The organism is Thermostichus sp. MS-CIW-41 (genome assembly GCF_054058915.1).
On sequence record NZ_JBSSBO010000084.1, the window covers coordinates 1 to 3493 of the forward strand.

A 3493-nucleotide genomic window follows, 5' to 3' on the forward strand; every position below is an offset into this window, starting at 1 on the left:
TTTAAGTGTGGACACTGTGGATGGGAAGGGGATGCGGATTTGAATGGTGCGAATGTGATTGCGCTTTTGGGGGCTGCTGTAAACCAGCCTAGAGGCCCGTGGTTGGCTTGCCAACTGCAGGGCTACCGAAAGCCTGCCCTGTACTGCGAAGCAGTCAGGGTCGGGTAGTTTACGTTAACTCATGTTAATTTGGGGGCGTCTTCCTCTTCCATCCTGCGATCTCTATGAGCATTCAACTTCCTCGCTGGCTAGAACTGGCCTTGCCTTTCTTTCATCCTGTGCTGATGATTTTGGCATTTGCGCTGGCCCTGTATGCCCTTTACCTGGGTCTGCAAGCGCGACGGGTGCGCACTGCCTCAGCAGAAGAACGCAAGGAGCTGATCAAAGGGAAGTTTGGTCAGCGGCATTTCCTCGCCGGATCCCTGTTCTTGGTGTTGATGGTGTTCGGGGCGCTGGGCGGCATGGGGGTTACCTACCTGAACAATGGCAAGCTGTTTGTTGGGCCTCACCTGCTGGCTGGGTTGGGCATTGTGGCCTTGGTGGCCAGCTCTGCGGCTCTAGCACCGCTGATGAAAGACGGGCAAAAGGTCTGGGCGCGTAATGTGCATGTCCTATTAAACGTGGTGATCCTGGCGATCTTGGGTTGGCAGGCGGTGACCGGCTTCCAGATTGTGCAGCGCATCGTCAACCAAATGCTGACCACACCCCAGGTGGCTTAATCTCCCCGAAAGACCTATGCAACCCTGAACAGGGCTGAGCTTTGGGAGGACTTTGTCCCGCTGGTGCGAGCCGAGAAGTCCGTCGACCCAAAGACTTCGGCCTCCCCTTTTCGGAACCCAGAGCTTCATCATGTCAGAATGGCAGAGCAGGCGCTGCATCCTTCGGCTGTAGAGGGGCGCAGTCTTGTTGCCGATACCCAGTTAACGCAACGGTTCTCCCTATGTCGGTTAGCCCTCTTCCCAGTTGGGTCAAGCGTTCCATCGGCAAAGCCAGCGAGACTTCAGCGGTGCAGCAGGTGATCAAGCAGCGGGGCCTGCACACCATTTGTGAGGAGGGGCGCTGTCCAAATCGAGCCGAGTGCTACAGCCAAAAAACCGCTACATTTCTGCTGATGGGAGGGATCTGTACCCGCGCCTGCTCTTTTTGCCAGGTGGCCAGTGGACGGCCCGCACCGTTGGATCCCACAGAGCCGGAGAAAGTGGCCGAGGCGGTTGAGCTGCTGGGGCTCAGCTATGTGGTACTCACCTCGGTGGCCCGCGACGATCTGCCCGACCAGGGATCCGGTCGCTTTGTGGAGGTCATGGAGGCAATTCGGCGGCGCTGCCCCGGCACCCAGATCGAGGTGCTCACCCCCGACTTTCGCGGGGATCGCGAGTGCATTGCCCGTGTGGTGGCCGCTCAGCCTGTCTGCTACAACCACAACATCGAAACGGTACGACGGCTCTCCCAGGCAGTACGGCGCAGTTCCGGCTACGACTTGTCCTTGCGGGTTTTACGAACGGTCAAGGAGCTGAATCCCGGATTACCCACCAAGTCTGGACTGATGTTGGGGCATGGGGAGACCCGCGCAGAAGTGCTGGAAACTTTCCGGGATCTGCTGGCGGTGGGATGCGACCGTCTGACCCTGGGGCAATACCTACAACCTTCCTTGGCCCATCGCCCTGTGGAACGCTACTGGACTCCGGAAGAGTTTGCCGAGCTGGGCCAGATAGCCCGCCAGATGGGGTTTCGCCAGGTGCGCTCAGGGCCATTGGTGCGCAGCTCCTACCACGCTGCCGAAATGGTTGAGAACTAGGCCAGGGAGCTTGGCAGAGAGGCTGTGCAGTCTGTCATGGCCAACCTTTCCCGTCCGATCAAGGCACGAAGGCCCGCTTCCAGGCCGAACGCTCGGGCTGCAAACCGGCTGAGCACCTGTGGCGCCAGGGATCCCAGGCGATACAGGCTGACCCCCGCCACCAGACCCGGCAAAAGGCCGTTGCCCCAGTCTCCCCACAGCCAGGAACTCACCCCTTCCGCCAGCAGCAGCAGAGCCCCATTGAGCAGCAGCGGTCGCCACAGCCCCTCGCGAAAGGAGACTAGCCCCCTCCACAAGGCCGTCCGGGGTAGGTGAAGCCGCACTCCCAAGCCCAACAGCCAAAGGCCATCCAGCAGTGGGGCCAACAGCAAATCCAACCCCAGCGGAGCCAAGCCCACCACAATCCCCTTGCCGAGGGCGACAGCTTGGCCCCATTGCTCCACAAAGCGGGCATGATGCTGCCACTGTTTTTCCAAAATCTGAGCCTGAACCCGATCCAGCCGCTTCAACACATTCAAAGCCAGGAGGGATCCCGCCTCGGTTTGCAAAATCTGCAGAATTCGCCCCCGCAAGGCTTCAATTTGGGGTGCAGGCCGTTCCCATTCCAAAGTAATGCGGCCATCCGGCCAGTGGGTGCGGACTTTCAGGGGTTTTGGGCAGGCGGCCACGGTCAAAATCTCCTGTGGCGATACCCAGCCCAGGTGGCGGCTGATCTGGGCACAAATGGCCTGCAACTCCGCTTCGGAGTAGAGATCGCATTTGTTCAACACCAGCAGGATGGGCTTGTATAGAGTGCGCAGCTCCGAGAGAGCTTGGTATTCCAACTGGGTCAGGTCGGTGGCGATGACAAACACGATCAAATCCGCCGAGCGGGCCACATCCCAGGCCAACTGTTCGCGGGCTTCTCCTTCCACTTCGTTCAAACCCGGAGTATCCACCAGCTTCACTCGCCAAGGGATCCCTGGCCCCGGCTGCCACAGCAGGGATTGGGGCTGCTGAGTGACCCCATTGAGGGGGCCCACCTTCAATCGCTCCTCGCCGGTTAGGGCGTTCAGGACGGCCGACTTGCCACGGTTGACCAGCCCAAACACCGCAATGGAAAACAGCCGCGCGGTGAGGCGCTTGCGCAAAGTGGATAGAGCCCTGAACTCCGGTTGTAAATCCCGACGGCTGGCCAGAGATTGCCAATGATCCCAGCACCTTTGCAAAACGGTTTCGGCTTGGGTCAAGGGAGTGGTCATAGACAGGGGCAATGGACTAACCCTCACTCTAGAGGGAATTGCCCCTCAGGGCTAGCCGTTTCTCCCCCCCAGCGTGGGGAATCCAAACCCCACAAAATAGGGCATGATCACCCTAGGGTTCCGCCGAATCTCCTATGCTGTACCGCCTTCCCCAATCTCTGAAATGGCTTCGTGTGGGTGGATCCCATCGTTCTAAGCAAGAGCGCCAGATCGTGCGCAGCCTGCTGGCCTTTGCCGGGGCGCTGCTGGTTATGGATGTTGTGCTTCTGAGCGCCCTTCGCTAGGTCGTGTTGATCTTATGTTAGGATAGAGAGAATAATTTATAGAGGAAAGAGGATGAAGTTGGTTTTTTTAGATGAAAGCAAATGGCAGAAGATATTGGCTTTTTTACAGACAGAAGAGAGAGTTAACATTGGGAAAGAAGCAAACTGCAAACAGTTTATTGAAGCAGTTCTTT

The 3493-nt window shown here is 58.3% G+C and carries 4 protein-coding genes and 2 pseudogenes; 5 read left to right on the top strand and 1 reads right to left on the bottom strand.

The window, feature by feature from the left end; all coding sequences use genetic code 11:
• The 3 genes and pseudogenes from ACVWXE_RS14215 to lipA form a co-directional block, all read left to right on the top strand.
• Positions 1 to 168: pseudogene (locus ACVWXE_RS14215) on the top strand (RNA-guided endonuclease TnpB family protein); the annotation flags it as partial.
• Positions 169 to 224: 56 nt separating this feature from the next.
• Positions 225 to 719: a DUF4079 domain-containing protein gene (locus ACVWXE_RS14220; protein WP_011429588.1), complete on the top strand. Its 495-nt coding sequence runs from the start codon at positions 225 to 227 to the stop codon at positions 717 to 719.
• Positions 720 to 940: 221 nt separating this feature from the next.
• A complete protein-coding gene (gene lipA, locus ACVWXE_RS14225; protein ID WP_011434441.1) occupies positions 941 to 1795 on the top strand; it encodes a lipoyl synthase in 855 nt (284 codons plus the stop codon).
• On the opposite strand, the gene ACVWXE_RS14230 is transcribed toward lipA, so the two are convergent.
• Entirely contained in the window at positions 1792 to 3036 is a 1245-nt protein-coding gene (locus tag ACVWXE_RS14230) for an Era-like GTP-binding protein (RefSeq protein WP_457490632.1), read from the bottom strand. The genes lipA and ACVWXE_RS14230 overlap by 4 nt on opposite strands.
• Positions 3037 to 3170: 134 nt before the next feature.
• Here ACVWXE_RS14230 and ACVWXE_RS14235 point away from each other — a divergent pair, with 134 nt between their 5' ends.
• The gene (locus ACVWXE_RS14235; RefSeq protein ID WP_011429585.1) at positions 3171 to 3320 is read left to right on the top strand and encodes a hypothetical protein; all 150 of its coding nucleotides are present in this window, start codon (positions 3171 to 3173) and stop codon (positions 3318 to 3320) included.
• A gap of 52 nt (positions 3321 to 3372) precedes the next feature.
• Positions 3373 to 3493, top strand: a pseudogene (locus ACVWXE_RS14240) (IS5-like element ISSoc13 family transposase); the annotation flags it as partial.

Excerpts from the sequence above, each read along its gene's own strand:
- ACVWXE_RS14220 (WP_011429588.1), top strand. The coding sequence starts at position 225 with ATGAGCATTCAACTTCCTCGCTGGCTAGAACTGGCCTTGCCTTTCTTT.
- lipA (WP_011434441.1), top strand. The coding sequence starts at position 941 with ATGTCGGTTAGCCCTCTTCCCAGTTGGGTCAAGCGTTCCATCGGCAAA.
- ACVWXE_RS14230 (WP_457490632.1), bottom strand. The coding sequence starts at position 3,036 with ATGACCACTCCCTTGACCCAAGCCGAAACCGTTTTGCAAAGGTGCTGG.
- ACVWXE_RS14235 (WP_011429585.1), top strand. The coding sequence starts at position 3,171 with ATGCTGTACCGCCTTCCCCAATCTCTGAAATGGCTTCGTGTGGGTGGA.